Genomic DNA, 26,244 nt, shown 5'->3' with positions numbered 1-26,244 from the left:
GCATGGCCACAATCAGTTAATACAAGCCTCATAAACTAAATTTGTGGAGGCTTGTATGGAAAACATGTCGGGCTGCTGCACGAAAACGACTTAGCCAGTTGAATGATATCTTATTAGTTAACGAATGCGTTCAGGCTTTTATACGCATTTGCGTAATGCAAAATAAAGTGAAAGAACGTCTCCACACATGGTATGAGTGGTTTAATGTTTGACGTAGCGAGATATATCGTCCGATAAGCGTTTGGATGGTTTAAAGGAATCTTTTTAATCGAAAAATTTTCCAAGACGTCTAAATCGGGGACGATGGCAATGCAATTATTATGATTACTCGATACCAACCCCGCCATTGTAATTTCTTCAGCCATCGTGCAAAAAGTCTCAGGTGTTTGAGAACATTCTTCAAAAAGTCGATCAATATCTCCTTGAATTTCACCAGCTGATTCAGCATATCGAATAATGGAGTAAGGAAGCAATTCTTCGATGGATAAGGCAGGCCGCTCGGCCAAAGGATGATGGACGGATGTGATGCAAACCAAGTCTTGCTTGAGAACGGAGGTAAAGCGAATATCCGGTTCATCAGGCATGTAGGCGCATAATCCGAGATCAACCTCTCCTTCCTTAATTTTCGTTAAACTCGTAAGCGTATTGCATTGATGAAAATTAATTGTGATTTGACTATATTCCGGGTTAGCCTGAAAGTTTTTTATTAAATTAGGAACAAATTGATAGCCTAACACAAATAAAAAGCTGAAATCAATGATGCCGGAATTTTTTTTCTTAAATTGATGAAGCATCCGGTAGCCACTTTCAATCTCTCTGAAGCCTTCAGCAATATGAGAGTTGAGCAATGCCCCATATTTCGTTAGTCGGACGTTCCTTCCGTCTTTTTCAAACAACGGTACCCCTAATTCCTTCTCTAAAACGGACATCGCCCGACTTAAACTAGGCTGAGTGATGCATAGAAATTCGGCTGCCCTGGTGTAATGCTGAAATTCAGCCATGACTTTGAAATAGTACAAGCTATTCAGGTTCATCGTAAAATCCCTCCACCTTCCTTTTGCTTACACGGCCATCTCTTTTAACCTATAGATATAATCTATAGATCAAGGTGAAAATAAGTATTGGTAGTTATAGAACAGTACATAGTAAGATAATGACAAAGGCACACTCAACAGACCATTGCAGACTCCGGAGTCCCAGGCGCTGGTGCACTTTAATTATACTTAATATTTCAAAAATTCAAAAGTGATCTATTCTTCTTAGATGAAGGCAATGATCATAGATTGGATTTTTAGAAATGGCAGGAAGTGCAAGAAAGGGTTGTCTTTAATTTAGGATACTGAAAGGGATAAGAAAATGAATTATGAGCAAAGGCTTGAAAAAGCAGGATATCCAGTTCCTACTCATGTAAGTAATCGGGCTTTTAAGGCAGGCGTTGAAACGGGAAATTTGCTTTTTATATCCGGCCATGCTGCCAAGGTGAACGGTGTTCTAAAATATGAAGGCATTGTTGGCGATACGATCACGTTGGAACAGGCCCAGGATGCAGCAAAAATTGCCTTGGTCAATTGTTTAGCTGCAGTAAGGAATATGAAGGGAACTTTACACAGCATCAAGAGAATTGTCAATATAAAAGGCTATGTCGCCAGTACAACTGACTTCGTTCAGCAGCCGGAGGTCATGGATGAAGTTTCCCGCTTAGTAAATGAAGTATTTGGCGACATAGGTGAACATAGCCGGGTTGCCCTGGGGACGGCGTCACTACCGGGAGGGACACCAGTCGAAATTGAAATGGTTGTGGAAGTGTAAAGAGAGAACAATTGACAGGAGGAATCAAAATGGTGGAAATTGAAAACGGTGTACCGTTGGGAATTAAGCAGCTATTTACGAGTATCACCAACTTACAGGAGGGAGAAAAGGTTCTTATCATAACAGATGATAATAAAAAGGAAATTGGTGAATTTGTCTATCAGTATGCAAAAAAGCATTTTGAAACGACATTAATGGTCATGACGCCAAGAGAAGGTCATGGCGCTGAACCGACAGAGGCTGTGAGAGCAGCGTTAAATGATTGTGATGTTGCATTCGGGGCAACGACTATGTCGCTGTATCATTCCAAAGCCCGTTTGGATGCCAGTAAGAATGGCCGGTTACGGTGGGTCGGTCTGCAGGATTATGCTCTTCATATGTTTGAGAAAGGAGGGTTAACGGCTGATTTTCAGGAAGTGAGGCAAGTGATTGAGCGTGTGTCTCACTACTATCAAGGCAAAACCTTTACGTTGACGACTCCTGGAGGGACCAACATGGTTTGCAGCATTGAAGGGCGAAAGCCGGTTTTTGATTACGGCACCTCTCTCGTTCCCGGTTCTGCCTCATTTCCGCCAAATGCCGAAGTGGCACTCGGTCCTGTAGAAGGAACGGCCAATGGCGTCTTGGTTTTCGATGGGAGCATCCCTCATCCGTTATTAAATTTGCTGGAGGAGCCGATTACGTGCACCGTGAAAGACGGCTATATCACAGAAATAACAGGGGGACGGGAAGCGGACATATTACGGAAGCTTTTAGCGGACTTTGATGATCCTTCGGTTTATAACATCGCTGAACTCGGACTTGGTCTAAATAAAGAGAATTATTTATGTGGACATATGGCGCCGGATGAAGGCTCCTTCGGGAATATTCATATAGGGATCGGCAAGAATTTAAATTTCGGCGGACATGTTGATTCTCCGCTTCACCTTGATATGGTGATGAAAACCGTCACCGTCGTCATCGATGATTACACGATTATGAAAGACGGCGTTTTGCTAGTATGATTTTCGAACGTAAATAAGAATAATCGAGGAGAGGGAGGTGGAGGATTATTCACTCCCTCTCCTCACTATACAAGTTCATTCCTAAAGTGAGGTTATGTTATGAAAAAGAGTAGAAAGCTTGTTTTTTATCTAGGCCTCCTTCTGCTTGTCTCATTGGCCGCCGGATGTTCGGTTCCCAGTCAAGCGGAGGATGGACGAAAAAGGGTTGTCAGCATTGCGACGGTCCAGCCGGATAATCATTCGATTGTGCTCGGACTGGAAGCTTTTAAGGAGTATATTGAGGAAAAGCTGGATCATCAAATTGAAATTAGAATTTATACGAACGGAGTAATCGGGGGCAATTCAGAAGCCCTGGAGCTATTGCAGATGGGGTCCCTGGATATGGTCGTGACTAGCGGCAGTAATTTAGAAGCGTTTGCCAATGAGTATAAGATTTTTAGTGTCCCATATTTATTCAAAGATGAAGACAGCTTTCGTAAAGTAATGGCGGAAGAAGAGTTTGTTGACGTGATCTACAATTCGACTGTCGAAAAAGGAATTCAGGGCGTGATGTGGTTCGCAAATGGCGTCAATAATTTTTACTCCTCAAAAAGAATAGAAACACCAGAGGATTTAAAAGGGCTCAAAGTTCGCGTGCAGTCAAGTGAGGCCAATGTGAAGATGGTTCAGGGCTTCGACGCAGCGGCAGTTGTCATGGCCTACGGTGAAGTTTATACCGCTTTACAAAATAACGTTATCGATGCAGCTGCCAATCCGGAAATGGCTCTCGTAAGTATGAAGCACGGAGAGGTGGCGAATTATTATACAAGGACAGAGCATCAGATTTTTACTGATATGTTCGTGGCTAGTACAAAATTTATGGACTCATTAACCGAAGAAGAAAAACTAATTTTCCAGGAAGGCTTTGAGATCAGCAACAAAATTGCTGTAGCTGAATGGGACAAGCAAATTACAGAGGCGATCGTGGAAGCGGAACAAATGGGAGTCGAGTTCATTACAGTGGATAAGACCCCTTTTGAAGAAATGCAGGAACCGGTAAAAGAGGAGCTATTGCAGGCAAATCCGGAATTGCAACCACTGTATGACATCGTTCAACGAATTCAGAACTAAAAGAAAGGGGAAACTCTATGGAGAAAATTAAGAATATTATGGATAAAGTGCTGGCCGGAGCCTGTGCGCTCTTATTAACTTTTATGACAGCCCTCATCACGTACCAAGTCGTTGTCCGGTACGTTTTCAAGAGTCCAAGTACGATGTCTGAGGATATGTTGAGCTACTCGTTTGTTTGGTTATCTCTCTTAGGTTCCGCTCTCGTATTTGGACAGCGGGATCATATGAAAGTCTCGATATTCTCCGAAAAGCTGACAGGAGCTGGAAAGGTCATTCTATCTGTTCTATCTGAATGTATCATTTTAGTTATTGTCATTTGTGTATTTATATTTGGCGGAAAGGAATTTATGGTGGTCGGAGCGCTGCAAATGTCACCGACATTAAATATTGCAATGCATTGGATCTATAGCATTCTTCCTCTTAGCGGAATATTAATCGTCATTTACAATGTGATCAATATCATTCAATCCATTCAAGAATTTAACGGGGAGCGAAGGGAGGAATTGCTGTGAGCATTGCTGTTTCGGCAGGTTTATTAATCTTTGGGACAATTATAATTCTGTTACTTCTAGGCATTCCGATTGGAATTACGCTGATGATCGCCTCGATTTTAGCGATTACGCAGTCATTAGGTTTTTCTTCAGCAGTACCTTCTTCAGCTTTGAAGTTGTTTCAAGGGATAAACATTTTCACATTGCTCGCCATTCCTTTTTTTATCCTGGCAGGTAATATTATGAACAAGGGCGGGATTGCAATCCGCTTAATTCATTTTGCAACCGCACTAACAGGCCGTATTCCAGGCTCCTTGGCTCACACTAATGTTGTTGCAAACATGTTATTTGGATCGGTTTCCGGTTCCGGTACCGCAGCGGTGTCTGCGATGGGCTCCATCATGGGGCCGATTCAGAAGAAGGAAGGGTATAACGAAAATTTCTCAGCCGCCCTTAATATTGCCACGGCACCAACCGGCTTTCTGATTCCACCCAGTACAGCACTGATCACATATGCCCTGGCGAGCGGAGGGACGTCCGTAGCGGCGCTCTTTATTGGGGGCCTGATTCCCGGCATTTTATGGGGACTGAGCTGTATGGTCGTAGCTTTCTATTTTGCCAAAAAACATGGCTATGTTGAAAAGAGAATCATCTCATTTCGAGAGTTTTTAAAAGTATTACGTGAGGCAATCCCCAGTTTGCTTTTGATTTTGATCGTAATCGGCGGTATTGTGGGCGGCATTTTCACAGCAACAGAAGCTGCGGGAATCGCGGTAGTCTATAGTCTCTTGCTATCTCTTTTAGTCTATAAGACCTTAAAAGTAAACGATCTTTATTCGATCTTAGTTGAAAGCGCTAAACTGTCAGCAATTATAATGTTTTTGATCGGCTCCTCCAACATCCTGGCCTGGGTAATGTCATTTACTGGTATTCCAAGTATGTTAGCAGAGGGGATTTTAGGTATTTCCACCAATTCAATTATGATTCTGCTGGCAATTAACATGATGCTGCTGTTTGTTGGAACATTTATGGATCTAACACCGGCTATTTTAATTTTCACCCCAATACTACTGCCGGTATGTTTGGAGCTCGGAATGACACCATTACATTTTGGGATTATGCTGACACTTAATCTATGTATAGGGACGATCACACCACCGATAGGGAATATTCTTTTTGCTGGCATTAAAGTGGCTAACGTAAAAATAGAAGAGGTGATGCCGCATCTGTTTAAATTTTATATAGCCATATTCATTGTGCTTATGCTAATCACATATTTCCCGTGGTTCTCGACGTTCTTACCTGACCTATTTGGATATTGATGGTTTATTAATTTGAAGGAAGAAAGTAACGAACCAACTTACCGTGTAAAATACCGTAGAAATCAAAACCAGAAAACGTTTAGCTGAGCGAAGGCTAAAAATAAAAGCACACAACACGCAAATTGAATTTTCGTTTTCTCGTCTCAAAAACAAGAGTTAACTTGGTAACTGAGACAAGAAAACGACTTTTCATTTTACTTCCGATAATATATATTATGTAAACTAGTTATTTTTTTGAAAGAGGCACTTTCTCCTCTCATCTTGTCCGTTGTTGTCCGTTGAAGCAATTGTGATGACATTAACAATATGGAGAAAACTTCATACTTCTTAATGTTAGTTTTCTCCTTTCGGGATATCCATTTTATCGACCGCATCTTTAAGGTCATTGTTTTTTATATGGGTATAAATCATCGTTGTTTGTATAGCTGAGTGACCCACTGTCTTCTTAATTTTAGCAAATCGTTAGTTTCAGCATGATATCTTGTTGCTGTAGACGTCAAGTCATTTTTTACACTTTTTGCTCGTTTCCTTTTTACACTTCTGCTGAAAAAATGCTTTTCCGGTTTTTCATCCGATGACTTTCCTCATCTTCCGCACCATGTATTACTTCCACACGATGAAGTAAGCGATCTAAAATAGCTGTTGTGATACCTTGATCTCCAATTAAATTACCCCATTCATCTGGACTTTTATTTGAAGTCAGGATGATCGAACTTCGTTCGTATAAATGATTAATCAAATGAAAAAATAAGTTTGCTTCTCGCTGATCCATTGCCATATACATTAAATCATCGATAATCACAAGATCGGCATTTCTAATCCGTTTGAGCTGGACTTTGGATTTGTTCAGATATTCTTCTGTCTTTAAAAGTTGCACAAGCTCACCCATTGTAGCGAAGTAAACATTGAACCCTCTGTAAACGGCTTCGAGTCCCAGCCCAATTGCGATATATGTTTTCCCAATGCCAGGGGGGCCTAGGAGAATTAAATTGTACTGTTGCTCTAGCCAACTTAATTCTCTAAGTTGAGTAAGTTGACGGGCCGTTAGAACGTTTTGACCTTTCAGTTCGAACTCATCTAACGACTTCATGAAAGGGAAGCGCGCCCATTTCATTCTTTTTTCAAGGCTTTTCGCTTCACGTTTTGCTAATTCATATCGTGTTATAGATTCTAAGAATTCTAAGTAGGTCCATGACGCTTTTTCAGCTTCGCGAAGAAGCTGTGGCAACTCCTCCGCAGTCTCTGATAAGCGTAACTGACGAAATTGATCTTGCAATTCATGCACAGTCTTGTTCATCATGCCCGACCTCCTAAAATGCTGGTATAAGCATTTAAAGAACGGGTAGAAGCCTTAATATGAGAATGTTTTGGTGGACTGGTATAAAAAGATTGTACCTCTTTAATCGGTTCATCACGCAATGTATCCAGGTGATGAGCGATATCACGAAAATCATTCGCATTATACAATTTCTCTGTCATGCATTTAATCAACACAGTCTCAATTAATGCTGGATACTGTTGAATCACTTTGTTGATGATCGCAAACTGATCTCGACGATACCTCGGGTATCTTTGGCTGATCTCATCAAAATAAGCAGCTGCCTGTGTCGGATCTTCAAAGTAAGAGATAAGACGTTCCTGAAGTTCTTTAATCCCTTTCGAACGATCACGGGTATGATGGCGGTTTTGAATGAGTTTTCCTTTTTCTGAACTAATAATGTGTTCGGCAATGATTTCACCATTTGCTTCTTTCCGTATCACGAGCTCTTGTTGCTCGTCACCTGTCACTTCAACCCATACAAGATTTTCAGTCATTGTTTGATAAGTCCCAAGTGGGACGGAATAACGGTTTGACTTATAACGGATCGTGTTGTCCTTACTTACACTTCTTGTTATACTTTGGTTATTAGTACTTTCATATGAAAGTAACGAAGAGACTGGCTGTAAGTGTTGCTTTTCGAGGAGAAACACTTCTGCTGGTCTTTTTTTCGTTGTCTGGTGAACCTGATGGTTCCCGGTACGTTGGAGCCACTGTAATGCTCGCTCATTCCAATCGTTTACGTCGCTAAACACTCGACTGTCTGCGAAATTGCCTTTTATGTATTTCACTACATTTTCAATCATCCCTTTAGATTCCGGATCGGCTCTTCTGCACAAGTGGACTTTGAATTTACGTTCATTCACATAACTTTGAAATTCAGCTGTTAAAAGCAGCTGTCCTGCATTTTCACTCACTGTGATTAAGTGATCCTGATCATAGACGATTTCTTCTGTTCGCCCTCCGTAAAACTGGAATGCATTTTCATGACATCGAATCGCATCTCTTGTGGTAAATGGACGTGCCTGCCATTCCATATATTTATGTCTGGAATGGGAGAGTACAAAGGCAATAAAGTACAGTTTGATTTCTTTGTTGTCAATCGTCTTCTGTTTTGTTTCTCCCCAGTCTACTTGAAGTTGTTTGCCCATTGGTTGTTCAGGAACTGCTTCATATTGACGGACCATGATCTTTTTCTCAATCTGATAGAATTCACGAATGTCTTTCACATAAGATCTCACAGTACTTCCACCGACCAAAAGGTCGGGATATCTCTCCAAAAGCCAATCATGAATTTGAGCACTACTCAGGTGAGGATACTCTTCTAGCCAGGCAAGTATCCAGTCTTTATAGTGATCTAGTTTTTTCTTCTTCTCCAAAGGCTGTTCAGTGTAAGCTCTTGCCTCATCAAATGTCATTTCTAAATATTTATAGACAGTTGGCCTTGAGATCTTAAGCTCCTTAGCAATTTGTGCTACTTTAAATTTTCTTTTACGTAATTCATGAATCTTTACATATAACACTAACTTCTCCTCCAAAACCCTACCCCCAGTAAAATACGTTAACGTCTATTATACTAAGTAGTAGGTTGATAGAGCGAAAGTGTAAAATTGTTACCAGAATTAAAAATCCCAACTATAAGTAGTACAACTATCAAAGTTATGTAGATTTTTTATCAATGCACAAACCCTACCTTTTTGCTGACATGAAAAAGCGTCCCTAATTAAAGAAACGCTACCCGTTAGTGTTCATTAAGAATATCTGTTTAGGCACTGACCTTTTGGTTTTCTTAAACAATACTTACTACCCATTTGTAAAAATCATCTTTTTAAAAACTCTAACTCCTCAACCGATTCCTTAATCCTTTTTCCATTCCATTAAATATTCTTCCTCGGAAGTCTGTTCATCTATTGTTTCTCCTTTTATTACAAAGTCATTTTTTAAATAAAACTCGACGGCTTTCATATTTTTCTTGTACACTTTTAATTGTATCGTTTCTCTTTGTCTTTTTACAAAATCTAACAAGCCCTTTCCATATCCTCCACCTTGATGCTTAACATCAATGAATAATGCAGCCAAATAATTATTCACCATGGATACGAAGCCGACAATATCTTTTGCATTACTCACAACATAGGTTTCAGACATTGGGATATACTTTTCTTCCATCTCCGTTTGCTGTGATGTCCAATAATTCTTATCAATAAAGTCATGAGCTATTAAAGAACCTTCATACCATATTTCTACTATTTTATTGACTTCTGTTTTCTTGTTTAGTCTAATATTCACCTTATCTTCCCTCACATATAAATCTCATTGTTCATTCAATTAATTGAACCTCTGCTGTTGTCATATTGCCTTTTCTACTATATCTTTTGATCTTTGTCTCTGTAAATGAAAATGTGAATTTAACTGCTCCTGTCTTTATCTGATACATAGTAATGTCATCATTTCAATGGACAATTACAGCCACCCGTTCTGAAATAGAGACATAAACCAAAGAGGATGTGCCAAATGACATTGGCACATCCTCTTAATCTGTGAGTTTCGCTTAAGCACATTTCACTACTAGTTTTGAATCATACTATTCTACTGCCCAAATCCGTTCATGAATTTCTCCATATTCATCTTGGTACAGTTCGTAAACACCTTGAGTTGCTTCAAAGAACGCCTCATAGTTAAACTCTTCTTCTGAGACAATTTCCATTCCTTCATCAAGGGCAGTTTGAATGTATTGTTCTGTTAAATCAGCAATAAATTCACGTTCCCAGTCGCGCATTTCTTCAGCAGCACGTACAAAAATGTCTTGAAGCTCAGGTGGGAAATCATCATATAGAGCTTTACTTATTAAAAGTGGAGCGGGGCTATAAACATGAGAACTTAATGTCAAATGATTTTGGATCTCATAAAACTTACTAGGGATAATAACAGCTAATGGGTTTTCCTGTCCATCAACAACACCTTGTTGCATGGCTGTATATAGTTCATTAAAGGCCATTGGCGTCGGATTTCCGCCATAATCCTCGAATGCTTGAATATGAATTTGATTTTCCATTGTACGAAGGCTTATTCCCTGCATATCTTCTGGATTAACGATTGCTCGTCTGTTATTTGTGATCATTCTGAATCCATTTTCCGCCCAAGCCAGCAGTTTAATTCCGACACCTTCTAATTGTTCGGCGACTTCGGCACCAATTTCTCCGTCCAATACTGCATATGCATGTTCGCGATCTCTAAATAAGAATGGAAAGTCAAAAGCATTCGACAGTGGCGCAAAGTTTCCTACTGGGCCACTAGAAGTAAAGACCATATCCAATGTACCTAGTTGTAACCCTTCAATCATCTCTCTTTCCCCACCAAGTGCCGAATTCGGGTGGATTTCAATCGTGACCTTTCCACCAGTCTCTTCCTCCACAATTTCTTTAAACTTTAATGCACCTTGGTGGTAATGTGAAGTCTCATCAGCGGCAATTGCATGACCCAGGTTAAGTGTCATTTCCTCGAATTCCCCGGTTGTTCCTTCAGTCGGTTCAGTTTCAGCTCCCTCATCAGCTGGCGTACTTGCTGGATCTGTGGCACTACTCCCCCCACAAGCAGCGGCAATCATTACTAGAAACATAAATACTGCACATAAACCAAGTCTTCTTCCCACAAAAAATCCCCCCATTAGCTTCTATTTTTCGAATAAAGGTAAGCGTTTTCAACAATTCTGGTAGGAATTCCTAAATCGCTTACCATAATACTAATTTTAATATTCTTAATAGTCAATATATTTTTAAGGGCGACTTATCTGCAATTTGTCATGCGATAAATCGCCCTTAGCCTAACTTTTACAGTCCCCGCCCACCATCAACATCATAAACAGCACCGGTAATAAAAGACGCCTCATCAGAACATAAATAGAGGCTCATATTGGCAATATCCTCCGGTTCACATAATCGCCCGATTGGAACTGAATTCTCGAACAGCTTGCGTCCCTCGACTGGATCCATGCTCGCAAAAAACTTTTCCAACATTGGAGTCTCTGCCGGACCTGGATTAATTGCATTAACGCGAATCCCTTGGTTCGCTACTTCTATCGCTAACGCTTGTGTTAGCAAAACAATGGCGCCCTTTGCTGCGCAATATGCCGTTAAGCCTGGGCGAACACGCTTTGAAGCAATGGAAGAGATGTTGACAATACTGCCTTTCCCTTTTTTCTTCATATGTGGAATCGCGTACTTACTCGTTAAGAAGGCTGCTTTTGCATTCACATTTAATTGTAAGTCCCACTGCTCTTCTGTCACTTCTTCAATCGGTGTAAAACTCATCGGCACCCCTGCATTATTGACTAAGATATCAATTTGCCCAAATTCCGTAATGGTTTCATCGATTAACTTTTTGACATAATCGACGTTTGAAATGTCGCCGATAATTGCTTTAGCTTTGCCTCCGCCCTCTTCAATCTTTGCAACCGTACTTGCGGCTGCTTCCTCTCTTAACTCAGCGACAACAATCGTTGCCCCTTCATTGGCGAACGTTAATGCTGTTGCTTGGCCAAGCCCTGAACCCGCACCTGTAATAATCGCGATACGTCCTGAAAGTTTACCCATCTTGTTCTCCCCTTTACTTTTTTAATTTAGCCACTTCTTTCTATTGTTTCTTTCAAGAAAGAAAATGGCTTCTCCGCTCCGTGGTTGTTCAAAAAGCGAAGAACCATCCTTTCCGAAACGCTTATAGATTAATGACAACTGTCTTTTCATCTGTCATTTCTTGAATAGCATAAATGGGACCTTCTTTTCCAAGTCCGCTATTTTTAACCCCACCGTACGGCGTCCAATCTGATCGGTATGTTGAAACATCATTGATGATCACTCCACCAAATTCAAGTTCCTGTGCTGCTTTCATCGCAATTTGTAAATTTGAAGTGAACAAACCGACTTGCAGCCCGTAATCCGAATTATTGGCCTCATTGAACACCCAATCAATATCATCATAAGGAATCAAATTAATAACTGGGCCAAACACTTCCTCACACATGACTTTCATCGTAGCTGTCACATCGGTTAAAATGGTTGGACTATAAAAAGCCCCGTTTCGTTCCCCACCACATAGAACACGCGCTCCATTTTTAACCGCCTCATTCACCCATGCTTCGACACGCTGCGCTTGTACCTCGGAGATTAATGGTCCGATGTCTGTTTCTATGTTTTCAGGATCGCCAACAACAAATTGCTCGGTAGCTTGAATAAGATACTTTTTGAACTCTTCCATAATGTCCTGATGAACATACAAACGCTGAACAGAAATACATGCTTGCCCGTTAAGGGTCGATAAACCGCGCTGTGCACATAATTGTGCAACTTGTTCAAGGTTAACTGCATCTTTATGAACGATATTTGGTGAATTATTTCCAAGCTCAAGCGTTACTTTGCGAATTCCTGTTACACGTTTAATATGTTGCCCTACGTGAACACTTCCGGTAAAGGTAAACATATTGACCCGGTCGTCTTCGAGCAAGTACTGACCTGTTTTTTGACCTAATCCATTAATCACATTAATAAATCCAGGCGGTAACCCGGCCTCCTCAAGAATATCGATCATCTTCATCGCAGTGATGGGAGCGATTTCTGCAGGTTTTAAGACAATTGTATTTCCTGCCGCAATGGCTGGTGCAACTTTATGGGCTGCCAATGTAAACGGCATATTAAATGGTGTAATCGCGCCAATCACGCCAACAGGTACGCGAACCGTAAAAGCCATTCTGTTTTCTCCAGGATGCTTGCTAGGGAGTGGAACTCCTTCACCTGAGATCCGCTTGGCTTCCTCCGCTGAGATACTGAATGTCTCCACAGCGCGTTCAATTTCAGTGTTGGCATCCTTCAATGTTTTCCCTACTTCTCTTACAATTGAGAGTGCCAATTCGTCTTTTCTCTCGTTAATTAAAGAAGCAGCCTTTACTAGAATGTCACTCCTTTGATAAGCAGTTAGCTTCTCTTTTTTAAATGTCTTAACTGCTTGATCAACTGCTTGCTTGACGACTTCTTCATCAGCACAACAGATCGACGCTATTTGCTCCCCGTTGTATTTGTTGTATACAGGAATTTCTTCACCTGTATACATCCTTTCACCATTTACGATATGCCCAAAACGAGATTGATTCATTTTATCTCCTCCTTTTTTGAAAACAACGTTAAGCATTTTGTTTTAGGTTGGTTATCAGGACATCGACAAACTCAGTCGTTTGATAACGCCCACCTAAATCCGCTGTTTTGACGCCTGACTCTAACGTTTGTTCAATTGTATCTAGTAACAACGTTCCTAACTCTGTTAAACCAAAATGATCTAACATCAATTTCGCTGTCCATAATTGACCAACTGGGTTGGCAATGTTTCTTCCTGCAATATCAGGAGCTGAACCATGGACAGGCTCAAACATGGACGGATACTTTCCATTTAAGTTAACGTTGGCGGCTGGGGCAATCCCGATACTCCCCATGATGGCAGCACCGAGATCGGTTAAAATGTCACCAAACAAGTTGCTCGCTACAACAACGTCAAAATGCGCTGGTTTCGTCACAAAAAATGCGGCTAAGGCATCAATATGAGTTGATTCTGTCTCGATTCCTTGATAATCTTTACTCGTTTGCTCGAAAACACGATCCCAAAACGGCATACTGTAGTACAGTCCATTTGATTTTGTGGCGCTGGTGATCTTTCCACGACGTTGCTGCGCTAATTCAAATGCATACCTCATTACTCTTTCTGTTCCTTTTCTCGTAAAAACAGCATTTTGAATGGCGATTTCATCCTCATCACTGTGAATACTTCCGCCAACCTGACTGTATTCCCCTTCGCTGTTCTCTCTAACGACGACAAAATCAAAATCCTTCTCCGAATCAAGAGGTGATTTTACACCCTTTAATTTCTTAACAGGGCGCATATTTATTACTTGTTCAAATTCCCTGCGAATCTTAATAATTGAACCCCATATCGCGACATGATCCGGTACTTGATTTGGTAAACCAATTGCTCCTAAAAAGAGGGCTTGGTAGTTCTTTAATTCCTCTAGCCCATCGTCCGGAACCATGGCACCATGTTCTAAATAATACTCACAATTCCAGGGGAACTCTTTGAACGTTAACGATAATCCACCATCAATCTCAGCCAACAGTTTAAGGACTCGAAGAGCTTCAGGAACGACTTCTTTTCCAACTCCATCACCAGGTATGACCGCTATGTCAACTTGTTTCATTGTAAACCTCCTCCTTAAAGCGCTTTCATTTCTAAAAACAGGAAATATGTTTATTTTTTGAATATTCGTGCAAGTACCTCTATCTTACTCCGCTTGCTGTCGAAGGTCAATACATTTTGTATACATTTGGTATTTTAATATGTATAATACGATTAAGCCTTTTTATGTCTCTTTTTAAAAACAGGTTTTTATGGAGTAATTTCAAACTAGAAATAGAGGTGAGGGCAATTGGGAACACTTACATTGCGTGAACAAGCCTATCAAAAAATAAAACAATTAATCTTAACTGGTGATTTACAGCCTGGTGACTTTCTAACCGAACGCGAATTAGTCGAGCGACTAGAAATGAGTCGCACACCCATTCGTTCCGCATTTGACCGTCTCGAATCAGAAGGTTTAATTAATAATTACCCAAATAAAGGCCCTATCGTGGCGGAAATCTCAGTAAAAAAAGCAATAGACATCTATGATGTGCGGATTGCGATAGAATCTCATGTTGTGATGAAATTGGCCTCCAGCACTCTAACCAATCAACAAGTTTCTTGGTTTGAAGAGAATTTGAACAAGCAAGAGCTTGAATTAGATTCAGCAGATTACCTCGCATTTTCGGAGCTTGATAGTGCGTTTCATAATCAACTGGTTCATGTATATGGCAACGAGGAATTTATTAGAATTTTCGATCAAATCCAAGACCGGCTGCGAATTCTCGCATTAAAAGCATTCAAAACTGATCTATCTGAATTAAGTGCTTATTTCAAAGACCATACAGCCATTATTCAGGCCATTCTTAATCGTCAACCTAATAAAGCTGTCGAACGCATAACTAACCATCTGGAAGGTGGAAAGCAACGTGCGATTTCCTGATGATTAGCTTGCTGTATAGGGGATCTCCTCGCAGACAAACCTGCTGATGTTAGTTAAAGGATATCGGTAAAGTTGGGGGTAGTAGTTGAGGAAGGCATTACCTTTGTCATTTTGATAAATGTTTTACTAATAAATTGCTTAGAAAAAATGAGGGGAAACCGCTGACTGGGAAGGTTGGATCCGTCTCAACACGTAACATATACACGACCTGGTGAGTCTAATGTTCTTTTAATAATTACTGCATCAGTCTCTTTTGCATCAAGGATTGCCTGTTTATTTCTCGTTTGCATGAATACACTCTTGAGTAGCAATGAATCGAGTCCCCATATCAATTCCTCCTGCTCCTAAAGCTAATGCTGCCAATAAACCGCGTCCATCTCCTATGCCTCCACTTGCCAATACTGGAATTGATACAGAATCGACCACACGTGGAGTAAGAACCATTCTGTTCCATCGTCTCGCCCTAGATGTCCTCCTCCTTCCTGTCCGACTGCCATTACAGCATCAGCACCGAGCTGTTCTGCTTTCTGTGCCTGTCTAACACTTGCTACGAGGACAAGCGTTCGAATAGTTTCTCCTTTTATACGTTCAAAAATAGGTTGAGGATTAGCTCCTGTTATAGAATGGTGTCCAGCTTAACCAGCTGATTGGCATTATAAGGGATCATCCAAATGTTTTCTCCGTCAAAGACAGCTCCTTTAAATGAACCCAAAAAAAAGATATCAGGTTCTATTTGAAAGTCACTTGGCCAATCATCAAACCCGGTCATTTGCCCGGTTGTTCGATTTACTCTCATGACTTGATCGGCGTTAAAAGGAATCATCCAGATATTCTCTCCATCATACACGCCAGCCGTAAAGGCATAATTGCCTTTTGTAAAATCAGTTGGCCAGTCCTGATAACCGGTTATTTCAATTTCAGGACCTAAAGGCCGGGCAGGAATGAGTCCGCTGAAGCCAAATCCATCCTGATTGTAAATAAAATCTGTATTTAGTGCGTTGATCTCCACCAAAGTCGTTAAAATGATTAGAAAATTCCGATAACTTTTCCGACCCCTTCACTGGTTGCATGAATAGCATAAAAAATAAAAGAAATGAGATCCATCCATACTTACGCAGCACTTTGCTTTTCCTGATATTGTTTTTCAACAAATTCACCTCTGATTTTTATATGACACTACCATCTATTATAAAGGATGATTATGAAAAAAAGAATGAAAATCAGTAGGAGCATGTTTTAGAGAAAAGATCAACCGCAGAAAACAAAAGTGGCTGGTGGAAACCGGTTCAACACCGTCCTTCCACCAGCCCCCATTCACGATTTGAATAAACTCCATCTTCGTTCTGCTTCGCTTTTATGAGGAGTGAATGTCCATTTCTTCAAGCTGACTTGCTTCAAAGGTATCGAGCATGTCACGGACTTCATTTGTTGATTTTGTGGTCATGAGCTGATTTCGTAAGCCGCTTGCACCGCGAAACCCTTTAACATAGATCTTAAAAAAGCGATGAAGAGCTTTAAACGGCCGTAGTCCCAAATCTGCGTATTGATCATGGAGGTCGAGATGCAAGCGCAAAAGATCAAGCAATTCCTTGCTGCTATGGTCTTTCGGCTCTGTTTCGAAGGCAAATGGATTCGCGAAAATGCCGCGGCCAATCATCACCCCATCAATATCATATTGGCGGGCGAGCTTCAACCCGGTTTGCCGATCCGGAATATCGCCATTGATCGTCAAGAGCGTATCAGGCGCTATCTGATCGCGGAGCTTCTTAATCTCTGGAATCAGCTCCCAATGAGCATCCGCTTTGCTCATTTCCGCTCTTGTCCGCAGATGGATGGAAAGATTGACAATATCCTGTTTCAAAATATGCGTCAGCCAATCGCGCCATTCGTCTATCTCAGTGTAACCAAGTCGGGTTTTGACACTTACGGGCAATCCTCCTGCTTTGGCAGCCTGGATTAATTCTGCCGCAACTTCCGGGCGGCGGATCAGACCGCTTCCCTTTCCATGCTGGGTGACATTAGGTACAGGACAGCCCATATTGATATCCAGCCCCTTAAACCCAAGCTCTGCCATCCCGATACTCATTTCGCGAAAATTTTCAGGCTGATCTCCCCATATATGAGCAACAATCGGCTGTTCATCCTCAGTAAACGTCAAACGCCCACGCACACTTTGCTTTCCCTCTGGATGACAATAGCTCTCACTGTTTGTGAACTCTGTAAAAAAGACATCCGGTCTGGCCGCTGCACTTACAACATGACGAAACACTACATCAGTCACTTCTTCCATTGGAGCCAGTATAAAAAAAGGTCGTGGTAAATCACGCCAAAAATTATCTTTCATTCTAACCTTCCATTCCTCTCATGATGGGATAACCGGCAAGGGACCCTTATCCCAAAATTTAAGGCAAAACGCCCCATGCCTCTTTACACTTATACCATGCTTGCACACATTTGATCAAACGGATCGCAAATGTGCTGGTTAACTGGCACGAGCCCCATCAAGCAACCTGTCTTTCCCTGAAAAATGATCTACATAAACTTCTTTTTGTAGAATTCACGCAGTTCCAGGGCATTATCTGTCCATTCTACTGCGCGGCCATTGATTAATTGGCCGAGTGCATCGAGGCATCTGTGCCATCCGGCGGCTGTATATATCGCCATTTCGCGATCATCAAACGTATGCCTGAACGTCAAGGTCGATCCTTGCTCCGTTGCATCGATCCGGATCTCCAGCAAATCATCGATTTCTTGAAAAGAAATAGCATGGGGAGAATGGAATTCGGTAATAACAGCCTCATAAAGGGACCCTTCCCCATCATCGAATTTGATCTTTCCACCAACTGTCAGATCCATCTCTCCCGTTGCGAAGGGGTACCATTGGGTAAAGTAATCAGGGTCTGTGATAAAACGAAATACGTTTTCAGGGCTAAATGGATAATTGCGCTGAAAAACCAATACAGGTCTTCCCTCTTTCTCTTCAAGACTGCCATAGTTACTCATGAATGTTGCCTCCTAGTCTAGTAGCTTCCTCTTTCATGGATAACCATATTCTTGCACATTCTTTTCTGTCATTCAACCACTCTCCGCCGGTAATTACCTATGATATCGTGTATTCCTCTTCCCTCAGGGTGGCAGCAGGGTGAAGATAGCTGTGATCAAATGGCGTTAGCGGCTTCCCATCTTTCACTTTTCTAACCCAATCAGGGTTGACGAGAGCGTCCGTTCCAATCGCGACCAAATCAGCTTCTCCGCTCTTAAGTATGCGTTCTGCCTGTTCCGGGTCCCCGAGTTTTCCATTGGCAATGACAGGCAATTGACTGTATCGTTTCGCCAGTCCGGCAAGCGTTGACGCGGAGTTGGAGAAAGCCTGGGTCCATGCTTTATATTCCGTTGTGTGAATGTAGCTTGGCTTTGCGTTGGCTATGTGGTTGAATATGATTTCAGCGTCCTGCTCTCCATTGTTCCATTTATGGTGAAAATCATTTACCTTCCCCTGCGAGATCCGGACGCCAACAGTATAGGTTGGTCCGACTGCCAAGCGAATCGCCTGTAGCACCTCTACCATTAGACGAATGCGGCGCTCTGTTGAACCGCCATATTCATCCGTTCGCTTGTTTGTATAATCAGTTAAAAACTGGTCAAGCAAATAGCCGTTGGCACCATGGATTTCCACCCCGTCGAATCCGGCGTTCTTTGCACGGAGCGCAGCCTGTGCGAAACCGTCAACAGCCTGGCGGATATCGGCATGAGTCATTTCTTTTGGTAGCGCGAATTCTCCGCTTCCCCCATGGTCCTCCAACATTGTTCCAACCGGCTTGACCGCTGACGGAGCTATAGGGGTGAAGCCCTGATGCTGGACGAGCGCGCCGGCATGCATCAATTGGGCGATGATTTTCCCCCCTGCCTCGTGCACGGCCGCGACCACTGGTTTCCATGACTCGGCCTGTGCTGCCGTAGCGAGCCCGGGCTGGTTGGTGTAGCTTTGACTACTGTTCAAGTCTGGATAAATCCCTTCTGTAATGACTAAGCCGAAGCCCCCTTTTATAAATCGTGAATAATAGCGGGCCATTCGTTCATTGGCTTCACCGGAAGGCTCCGCACTCGTTCGCGTCATTGGGGAGAGAACGGCCCGATTTGAAAGCTGCAAGGAATCCAATTGATAGGATGAAAAAAGATTAACATATGTTGTCATAACATTTCCTCCTCATGTCTTTACTTGATCTTAAAAAGATTGTCTGTCTGCAATCATTGTAAAATGCCTTTTCCATAACGTAAAATGATTATAATAGATGCTTCCATCAATAAAATTGATAATGCAGGGAGGGCTTGGCTTTGGAATTAACGGACTTAAGAATCATGTTGGCGGTTCAACAGGAAGGCGGAATAACGAAAGCAGCGGAAAAGCTTGGCTATGTTCAATCGAATATTACGATGAGAATTCGCAAGCTGGAGGCTGAACTGGGCGTCCCTTTATTTCACCGGGATAGAAAGGGTGTGACCCCGACGGAAAAGGGATTACTGCTTTGCCGATATGCTTCTGACATTATGCGAATGGCGGACGAGGCGGTCAACGCTGTGAAAGAACCGGACTATCCGTCTGGGGAATTAACGATTGGCGTTGTTGAAACGATTGCGTCCTCAAGACTTTTCATTGAGGGCTTATCCCGGTTTCAGCGGGCCTATCCGCAAGTGTCTCTTTCCCTTCGGACAGGAACCTCACCGGAAAATTACGAAAGGGTGCTGAATGGTGAGGTGGATGGTGCTTTTCTCACGGGGAATTATGACTTGTCTGCTTTAGAGGTAGCCTATGAATTGCAGGAAGAAGTGCAGATGTTTACAGCGAAGGATGAAAAAAAGAGTCTGACAGCCCCTGACTTAGCCGGTTCTGCCTGGGTGGTCTTTCCAGAAGGATGTCCCTTGCGTGCTTTCAACGAAGACTGGCTTCGAACAGAAGGCGCCACTTCAGGAAATATCATTGAGGTAAGCAACCTCGATACGATGCTGAACTGTGTGAAAGCAGGGATCGGCTCCACGCTTTTAACACAGTCTGCGGTAGATATGAAAGACGATCTCCTCCGGGCTCACCGCGTTCCAGAACGGTACAGATTTGTTACATCGAGGCTTGTCACGCGGAAAAGCGAGTTCCACAGCAAAGCGTACACGGCTTTTGCCGAGTGCATCACCGCCGCTGCGATGACGTGAAGCGCGTTCCTGCTCAACTCTGTTCCCTTCTTCTCGGAAGCGACAAGACAAAGAAAGGCAGGTTTTAGATAATGGAAGTTTTCTATTAGGGGTAGCGTCAGGAAAATGCGGATTTACAACGCTAAGGAAATTCTCATACTAAAAAGCCAAATTTCTCAACATCAATTGAGAAATTTGGCTTTTTTCGTTGCTCAGTTAAAGCGTCCTTTAGTTGTATAATTAAAATATATATGATGAAAGGAGTAGCCTACTCCTTTTTTGATGGCATTTGTCAGCCACCTTCTATACATGTTGCCGTTGAACTTCCAACAATAGCATTGAGTTCTTGAAGTAGGGAAGTCAATGCATCGGCTTCAACCAATGTAACTAAAGTTTTTTCAGTCAGTGGAATATTGTGTTCTTTAAAAACATCCGTTGTACTTTCCCAAACTTCAGCAATAGCTTTGGGTGACATATTTGATTGTATGACCATTTTGACAACCTCCTTTTAATCAGTTATTTCCCTTTTAATTTTACCCTACTAATACAGCAACTGTAATTCCATGATTATTCCTGTTAATATCCCTATTGAAGCATAACATTGTTTTCAATTATCACACCTGATTGTTGAAGCCCATTTTAGAACCTATTCTTTGATTTTCAATAAGCGTAAACTGTTTAATGTTACAAGTAAAGTTGCTCCCATATCAGCAAATATCGCTATCCATAGTGTTAACCAACCGGGCATGACCAACAGTAATGCCACTAATTTAATCGCCAAAGAGAAGGTAATGTTTTGCTTGATGATTGCTAAAGCCTTACGGCTTAATTTTATTGTATATGGTAATCTACTCAAATCATCAGACATTAATGCGATGTCAGCCGTTTCTAAAGCTGTATCAGTTCCAGCACCACCCATCGCTACACCAACGGTAGATGCTGCAAGTGCTGGAGCATCGTTCACGCCATCTCCGACCATTCCCACACTTTGATGTTTTTCTCGAAGTTCTTTAATGAAATTCAACTTATCCTCTGGAAGTAAATCAGCTCTAATATCAGAAACACCAATTTGTTTTCCAATTGCAGTTGCAGTTCTCTGATTATCACCTGTAAGCATTACTGTTTCTATTCCAATATTATTCAATTTTCCGATAACTTCTTTTGATGTTTCCCTAATTTCATCAGCTACAGCAATTAACGAAAGAATCTCTTTTTTCGTTCCTAGCACCATCACGGTTTTTCCTTGGATCTGCATTTCTGTAATCTTTTGTTTTCTATCACTTTCAATGCTTCCATGTAATTCTTCAAAAAGTGCTGGGCTTCCGACATAATACATTTCGTTATTTACTTTGGCTTTTACACCTGTGCCCGTAATGGATTGGAAGTCTTCAACCATTACATCATTAAAGTCTGATCCATTTTCTTCTGCTTTTCTCATAATTGCTGAAGCAAGTGGATGCTGCGATCCTTTTTCAATGGCTGCTGTTATGGTCATTAATTCATTTTCATTTCCACCATATGTCACAATGTCTGTTACAGCAGGAATCCCTTTTGTTAATGTTCCTGTTTTATCAAAAGCAATCGCTTTTAAGTGTCCTGCTTCTTCTAAATGGATACCACCTTTAATTAAAACACCATTTTTCGCTGCATTTCCTATTGCTGTAACAACAGCAACTGGAGTTGAGACTACTAAGGCACAAGGACAACCAACCACTAATACAGCTAATCCTTGATAAATCCATTGGCTCCAGTCTCCCCCAAATAATGGTGGAACTACCGCAATTAAAAGAGCTAGTATCACAATAGCTGGTGTATAGTATTTAGCAAATTTATCGACAAACGCTTGAGAAGGGGCCCGTTCTGCTTGAGCTTCTTCTACCAAGTGAATGATTTTTGAAAGAGTAGTATCTTCAACTCGTTTTGTTACTTTAACCTCAAGTAACCCTTCTTCATTCAAGGTTCCTGCAAATACTTCATCATCTGTGTTTTTCATTACTGGAACACTTTCACCTGTAATCGCAGCCTGATTTAATGTCGATGTACCTTTAACCACTACTCCATCCATTGCTAACTTTTGACCGGGCTTAACAATCATGATGTCTCCAACTTGAATATCATCAACATGAATCATCATTTCTTCATTGCCTCGTCGAATTAACGCTTCTTTTGGGGCAATATCCATTAAAGATTCAATAGATTGACGTGCTTTATCCATTGAATAACGCTCTAATGCTTCACTAATCGCAAATAGGATAACAACGGTTGCCCCTTCACCCCATTCACCAATGATTGCAGCTCCTATAATGGCAATAGTCATAAGCGTATTCATATCGAAATTTAATCTACTTAGATTTTTGAGACCTTTAATGAATAACGAATATCCACCGATTAAAATGGACGCTGCATAACCAATTGTCGGTAGAACATGCTCCTCACCATACTGTTCTCCTAAGAACCAGCTAACTACAAGTAAAAGGGCTGATATATATACCTTAGCGTTTTCTTTCTGCTTCCAAAAAGGTTCTCGTTCTACCCTTTGTTCTTTTTCATCTCGAATTTTTAAATTTTCAAATGCTCCTGCTTTTTCTAATTCTTCAATGGTTGTCGTCCCTTTAACATAAACTTTGGATGCTCCGAAGTTTACTTTCGCATCCTGAACACCGGGAAGTTCTTTAACATTATTTTCAAAAATGGCTGCACAGTTAGTACAAGTAAATCCTTGAACACGATAGGCTTTCATTTCTTCTTCAGATAGTTTTGCTTTCTCACTAGACATTGCTCTTCACCTCTTTCTTATGTGCTAATGCAATCATCATAATTTGTCTGATATGCTCATCATCTAATGAATAAAATGCCAGTTTGCCTTCTTTTCTAAATTTCACAATCCCCTGTTTATGAAGGGAGCGTAAATGATGAGAAGCATTTGCAACCGTAACACCTATAATATTTGCTATATCACACACACACAGTTCGTCATCTTGACACAAAGCATAGGTAATTTTTGCTCTATTTTCATCTGCAATAGCTTTTAACATTTGGGCAACACTAGAAATATCTACTGTCTGTAAATTACCTTGTATTCGATTGACCTTTTCTTCGTCATAACAATAAATTTGACAAGTATCTTTCTTAATCATATTCTCACCTCAATCTCATTCAAGTGTTTGCTTGAATATAGTATAACCATTTTTAATAATTCATTCAAGTGTTTATTTGAATGAATAAAAAAATTCATAAAAAAAGAATTGGAGTACCCAATTCTAATAACAAAATAACCAAACTGCATAAGACTTTAAGTACATAATTCATAATCTCCTTTAAAACATAGGATAAGGATCTGATTTTCTTTAAAGGGGTTACTTCATAATCTGGCCCTTTAATGGAATAGGACTGAACTATTTGTTCTCTTCCGATAGCTTTCTATATAATGAAGCCCTAGACACATTTGTAATTTCACAAATTTGATTTACAGTCATATTTCCTTCTTTATATAGCTTTACTGCATAATTCATTCCCGCATGATTTTTATGATATTTCTTTATCCGACCTTTAAACTTTCCTTCTTTCTTAGCCAGCTCAATCCCTTCACGTTGACGCATACGGATAAGATCTCTCTCTAACTGATTAACTCCAGCCATTACTGTAATTAAGAATTGGCTGTATGGATTATCTTCTGATAAATCTAACCACGTATCCTTTAGGGACTTTAAACTGGCCTTTTTACTTCGTATTAAATCAATTAATTCAAACAAGTCCTGCGTACTTCGAGTGATTCGAGTTAAATCTGTAACATAAATAATGTCACCTTCCTGTAAATCCTCTAACATTTTTTGAAGTTCCTCACGTTTCTTTGTTGCCCCAGAAACTTTTTCTTCGTATATAATATCCATTCCGATTTCGTTCAGCTGCTGAAATTGCCTTGAAGGGTTTTGGCTAGTCGAACTGACACGTATATAACCGATTTTTCGCAAAATATCACCTCGTTTTTGAGACAAGTCTTATGAGACGCTCTTAACTATGATTTTATCAGTCTACTACACTTGTATCAATAGAGTACACTCTATTGATATATAATTGAACTAATAAATTGAAAAATACAGAAATGGGATGATACTGAATGAAAATTGCGAGAGGTAGAGAATTGCTTACACCGGAACAGAGACAGTCTTTTATGCAAATCCCTGAAGATGAATGGATATTGGGGACCTACTTCACTTTTTCCAAACGTGATTTAGAAATAGTTAATAAGCGAAGGAGGGAAGAAAACCGTTTAGGGTTTGCCGTTCAATTAGCTGTTCTTCGGTATCCCGGTTGGCCATACACTCATATCAAAAGCATCCCAGATTCGGTCATACAATATATATCGAAACAGATTGGTGCTAGTCCATCCTCGCTTGGTCATTATCCTCAAAGGGAAAATACACTTTGGGATCATTTGAAAGAAATTCGAAGTGAATACGACTTTGTAACTTTTACCCTGAGTGAATATCGAATGACATTTAAGTACCTTCATCAATTAGCTTTGGAAAATGGTGATCCCATTCATCTACTGCATGAATGCATAGATTTTCTAAGAAAAAACAAAATTATACTGCCTGCTATCACTACACTTGAAAGAATGGTGTGGGAAGCAAGGGCGATGGCTGAAAAGAAGCTATTTAATACAGTTAGTAAATCTCTTACAAATGAGCAAAAAGAAAAGCTTGAAGAGATTATTACTTCGCAGCATCCATCTGAATCTAATAAAACGATATTGGGTTGGTTAAAGGAACCACCGGGTCATCCTTCACCCGAAACATTTCTAAAAGTAATAGAACGACTCGAATATATACGAGGAATGGAATTGGAAACGGTACAAATTAGTCATTTGCACCGCAACCGCCTGTTGCAGCTGTCTCGCTTAGGTTCAAGATACGAGCCGTATGCATTCCGTGACTTTCAAGAAAATAAACGTTATTCGATATTAACCGTCTATTTATTACAACTTACTCAGGAGCTAACGGATAAAGCGTTTGAAATTCATGATAGGCAAATACTTAGTTTGTTATCAAAAGGTCGTAAGGCTCAAGAGGAAATCCAGAAACAAAATGGTAAAAAGCTAAATGAGAAAGTTATACACTTTACGAACATCGGACAAGCATTAATTAAAGCAAAAGAGGAAAAATTAGATGTTTTTAAGGTTTTAGAATCGGTTATTGAATGGAATACCTTTGTCTCTTCAGTAGAAGAGGCTCAGGAGCTTGCACGTCCTGCCGACTATGATTATTTGGACTTACTGCAAAAACGGTTTTATTCACTAAGAAAATATACGCCAACGCTATTAAGAGTATTGGAATTTCATTCTACAAAAGCAAATGAGCCACTTTTACAGGCTGTTGAGATTATCCGAGGAATGAACGAATCCGGAAAGCGAAAAGTGCCTGACGACTCACCTGTGGATTTTATTTCAAAACGATGGAAAAAGCATTTATACGAGGATGATGGTACAACAATTAATCGTCATTACTATGAAATGGCTGTTTTAACAGAACTTCGGGAGCATGTTCGGGCAGGAGATGTTTCCATTGTGGGCAGCAGACAATATAGGGATTTTGAGGAATATTTGTTTTCGGAAGATACATGGAATCAATCGAAGGGGAATACGAGATTATCAGTTAGTTTATCATTTGAAGATTATATAACAGAGAGAACTAGAAGCCTTAATGAAAGGTTAAAGTGGTTAGCTGCCAATTTCAACAAGCTAGATGGAGTTTCTCTTGAAAAAGGAAAACTGTCACTTGCTGTTAATGACGTTCTACAATGTCTGGATCTTGACGGCGCTAATTGTCCTAAAACTGACGGATTCACTGTCCAAAATGAAGGGGAAGCAATCCTTTGCTCCCCCTTCATTTTACAAATCTACTTGATA

General features: G+C 40.8%; 24 protein-coding genes and 1 pseudogene. 8 read left to right on the top strand and 17 right to left on the bottom strand.

Going from position 1 to position 26,244, the window contains the following annotated elements:
- Positions 1-113: 113 nt before the first annotated feature.
- Complete coding sequence (locus M3212_RS15110; RefSeq protein WP_251194806.1) at positions 114-1,034, bottom strand: LysR family transcriptional regulator; 921 nt, start codon at positions 1,032-1,034, stop codon at positions 114-116.
- 322 nt (positions 1,035-1,356) lie between these two features.
- Here M3212_RS15110 and M3212_RS15105 point away from each other — a divergent pair, with 322 nt between their 5' ends.
- The 5 genes from M3212_RS15105 (at position 1,357) to M3212_RS15085 (ending at position 5,736) form a co-directional block, all read left to right on the top strand.
- The gene (locus M3212_RS15105; protein ID WP_251194805.1) at positions 1,357-1,809 is read left to right on the top strand and encodes a RidA family protein; all 453 of its coding nucleotides are present in this window, start codon (positions 1,357-1,359) and stop codon (positions 1,807-1,809) included.
- Between the two features lie 29 nt (positions 1,810-1,838).
- Positions 1,839-2,813 carry an aminopeptidase gene (locus M3212_RS15100; protein ID WP_251194804.1) on the top strand — a complete coding sequence of 325 codons (975 nt, stop codon included), beginning with the start codon at positions 1,839-1,841 and terminating at the stop codon, positions 2,811-2,813.
- Between the two features lie 99 nt (positions 2,814-2,912).
- Positions 2,913-3,923 carry a TRAP transporter substrate-binding protein gene (locus tag M3212_RS15095; protein WP_251194803.1) on the top strand — a complete coding sequence of 337 codons (1,011 nt, stop codon included), beginning with the start codon at positions 2,913-2,915 and terminating at the stop codon, positions 3,921-3,923.
- Between the two features lie 17 nt (positions 3,924-3,940).
- Positions 3,941-4,435, top strand: a complete 495-nt coding sequence (locus M3212_RS15090) for a TRAP transporter small permease (protein ID WP_251194802.1) — start codon at positions 3,941-3,943, stop codon at positions 4,433-4,435.
- Between the two features lie 2 nt (positions 4,436-4,437).
- The gene (locus M3212_RS15085; protein WP_251194848.1) at positions 4,438-5,736 is read left to right on the top strand and encodes a TRAP transporter large permease; all 1,299 of its coding nucleotides are present in this window, start codon (positions 4,438-4,440) and stop codon (positions 5,734-5,736) included.
- A gap of 532 nt (positions 5,737-6,268) precedes the next feature.
- Here the strand turns inward: M3212_RS15085 and istB are convergent.
- The 7 genes from istB to M3212_RS15045 form a co-directional block, all read right to left on the bottom strand.
- The gene (gene istB, locus M3212_RS15075) at positions 6,269-7,033 is read right to left on the bottom strand and encodes an IS21-like element IS643 family helper ATPase IstB (protein WP_251194801.1); all 765 of its coding nucleotides are present in this window, start codon (positions 7,031-7,033) and stop codon (positions 6,269-6,271) included.
- Positions 7,033-8,577, bottom strand: a complete 1,545-nt coding sequence (gene istA / locus M3212_RS15070; protein ID WP_251194847.1) for an IS21 family transposase — start codon at positions 8,575-8,577, stop codon at positions 7,033-7,035. Before istA ends, istB begins: the two co-directional genes overlap by 1 nt.
- Before the next feature lie 334 nt (positions 8,578-8,911).
- Positions 8,912-9,358: a GNAT family N-acetyltransferase gene (locus tag M3212_RS15065; RefSeq protein WP_251194800.1), complete on the bottom strand. Its 447-nt coding sequence runs from the start codon at positions 9,356-9,358 to the stop codon at positions 8,912-8,914.
- Between the two features lie 280 nt (positions 9,359-9,638).
- Positions 9,639-10,706, bottom strand: a complete 1,068-nt coding sequence (locus M3212_RS15060; protein WP_251194799.1) for a TRAP transporter substrate-binding protein — start codon at positions 10,704-10,706, stop codon at positions 9,639-9,641.
- Between the two features lie 178 nt (positions 10,707-10,884).
- Entirely contained in the window at positions 10,885-11,646 is a 762-nt protein-coding gene (locus M3212_RS15055; protein ID WP_251194798.1) for an SDR family NAD(P)-dependent oxidoreductase, read from the bottom strand.
- Between the two features lie 121 nt (positions 11,647-11,767).
- Complete coding sequence (locus tag M3212_RS15050) at positions 11,768-13,198, bottom strand: aldehyde dehydrogenase family protein (RefSeq protein WP_251194797.1); 1,431 nt, start codon at positions 13,196-13,198, stop codon at positions 11,768-11,770.
- Between the two features lie 28 nt (positions 13,199-13,226).
- Entirely contained in the window at positions 13,227-14,288 is a 1,062-nt protein-coding gene (locus tag M3212_RS15045) for a tartrate dehydrogenase (protein WP_251194796.1), read from the bottom strand.
- 228 nt (positions 14,289-14,516) lie between these two features.
- On the opposite strand from M3212_RS15045, the gene M3212_RS15040 reads away from it, so the two are divergent.
- A complete protein-coding gene (locus M3212_RS15040) occupies positions 14,517-15,152 on the top strand; it encodes a GntR family transcriptional regulator (RefSeq protein ID WP_251194795.1) in 636 nt (211 codons plus the stop codon).
- 200 nt (positions 15,153-15,352) lie between these two features.
- On the opposite strand, the pseudogene M3212_RS15035 reads toward M3212_RS15040, so the two are convergent.
- The 5 genes and pseudogenes from M3212_RS15035 to M3212_RS15015 all read right to left on the bottom strand — a co-directional run.
- Positions 15,353-15,775, bottom strand: a pseudogene (locus tag M3212_RS15035) (NAD(P)H-dependent flavin oxidoreductase); the annotation flags it as partial.
- Entirely contained in the window at positions 15,769-16,161 is a 393-nt protein-coding gene (locus M3212_RS15030; protein WP_251194794.1) for a hypothetical protein, read from the bottom strand. The gene M3212_RS15030 and the pseudogene M3212_RS15035, both read right to left, overlap by 7 nt.
- Before the next feature lie 345 nt (positions 16,162-16,506).
- A complete protein-coding gene (locus M3212_RS15025; protein ID WP_251194793.1) occupies positions 16,507-17,496 on the bottom strand; it encodes a tRNA dihydrouridine synthase in 990 nt (329 codons plus the stop codon).
- Positions 17,497-17,684: 188 nt separating this feature from the next.
- Entirely contained in the window at positions 17,685-18,155 is a 471-nt protein-coding gene (locus tag M3212_RS15020) for an SRPBCC family protein (protein ID WP_251194792.1), read from the bottom strand.
- A 97-nt stretch (positions 18,156-18,252) separates the two neighbouring features.
- Complete coding sequence (locus M3212_RS15015; RefSeq protein WP_251194791.1) at positions 18,253-19,347, bottom strand: NADH:flavin oxidoreductase; 1,095 nt, start codon at positions 19,345-19,347, stop codon at positions 18,253-18,255.
- A 140-nt stretch (positions 19,348-19,487) separates the two neighbouring features.
- On the opposite strand from M3212_RS15015, the gene M3212_RS15010 reads away from it, so the two are divergent.
- On the top strand, positions 19,488-20,357 hold the full coding sequence (locus tag M3212_RS15010) for a LysR family transcriptional regulator (protein ID WP_251194790.1): 870 nt from the start codon (positions 19,488-19,490) through the stop codon (positions 20,355-20,357).
- A 271-nt stretch (positions 20,358-20,628) separates the two neighbouring features.
- On the opposite strand, the gene M3212_RS15005 is transcribed toward M3212_RS15010, so the two are convergent.
- The 4 genes from M3212_RS15005 to M3212_RS14990 all read right to left on the bottom strand — a co-directional run bounded on the left by M3212_RS15005 (position 20,629) and on the right by M3212_RS14990 (position 24,307).
- Positions 20,629-20,829, bottom strand: coding sequence for a hypothetical protein (locus M3212_RS15005; RefSeq protein WP_040037814.1), 201 nt, complete (start codon positions 20,827-20,829; stop codon positions 20,629-20,631).
- 153 nt (positions 20,830-20,982) lie between these two features.
- Positions 20,983-23,112 (bottom strand): heavy metal translocating P-type ATPase, encoded by a 2,130-nt coding sequence (locus tag M3212_RS15000; protein ID WP_251194789.1) that lies wholly within the window; start codon positions 23,110-23,112, stop codon positions 20,983-20,985.
- On the bottom strand, positions 23,105-23,473 hold the full coding sequence (locus M3212_RS14995) for an ArsR/SmtB family transcription factor (protein WP_040037816.1): 369 nt from the start codon (positions 23,471-23,473) through the stop codon (positions 23,105-23,107). The genes M3212_RS15000 and M3212_RS14995 overlap by 8 nt, the downstream gene beginning before the upstream one ends.
- Positions 23,474-23,731: 258 nt before the next feature.
- Positions 23,732-24,307, bottom strand: a complete 576-nt coding sequence (locus tag M3212_RS14990) for a recombinase family protein (RefSeq protein ID WP_040037817.1) — start codon at positions 24,305-24,307, stop codon at positions 23,732-23,734.
- A 146-nt stretch (positions 24,308-24,453) separates the two neighbouring features.
- On the opposite strand from M3212_RS14990, the gene M3212_RS14985 reads away from it, so the two are divergent.
- Positions 24,454-26,244, top strand: a 1,791-nt coding sequence (locus tag M3212_RS14985; protein WP_251194788.1) for a DUF4158 domain-containing protein, incomplete at its 3' end; no start/stop codon positions are given.

Source organism: Halalkalibacter oceani, from assembly GCF_023715705.1.
GTDB classification, from domain to species: domain Bacteria; phylum Bacillota; class Bacilli; order Bacillales; family Bacillaceae_D; genus Halalkalibacter; species Halalkalibacter oceani_A.
The sequence above is the reverse complement of the archived record's forward strand: the minus strand, read 5'-3'. Positions and strand labels throughout refer to the sequence as shown.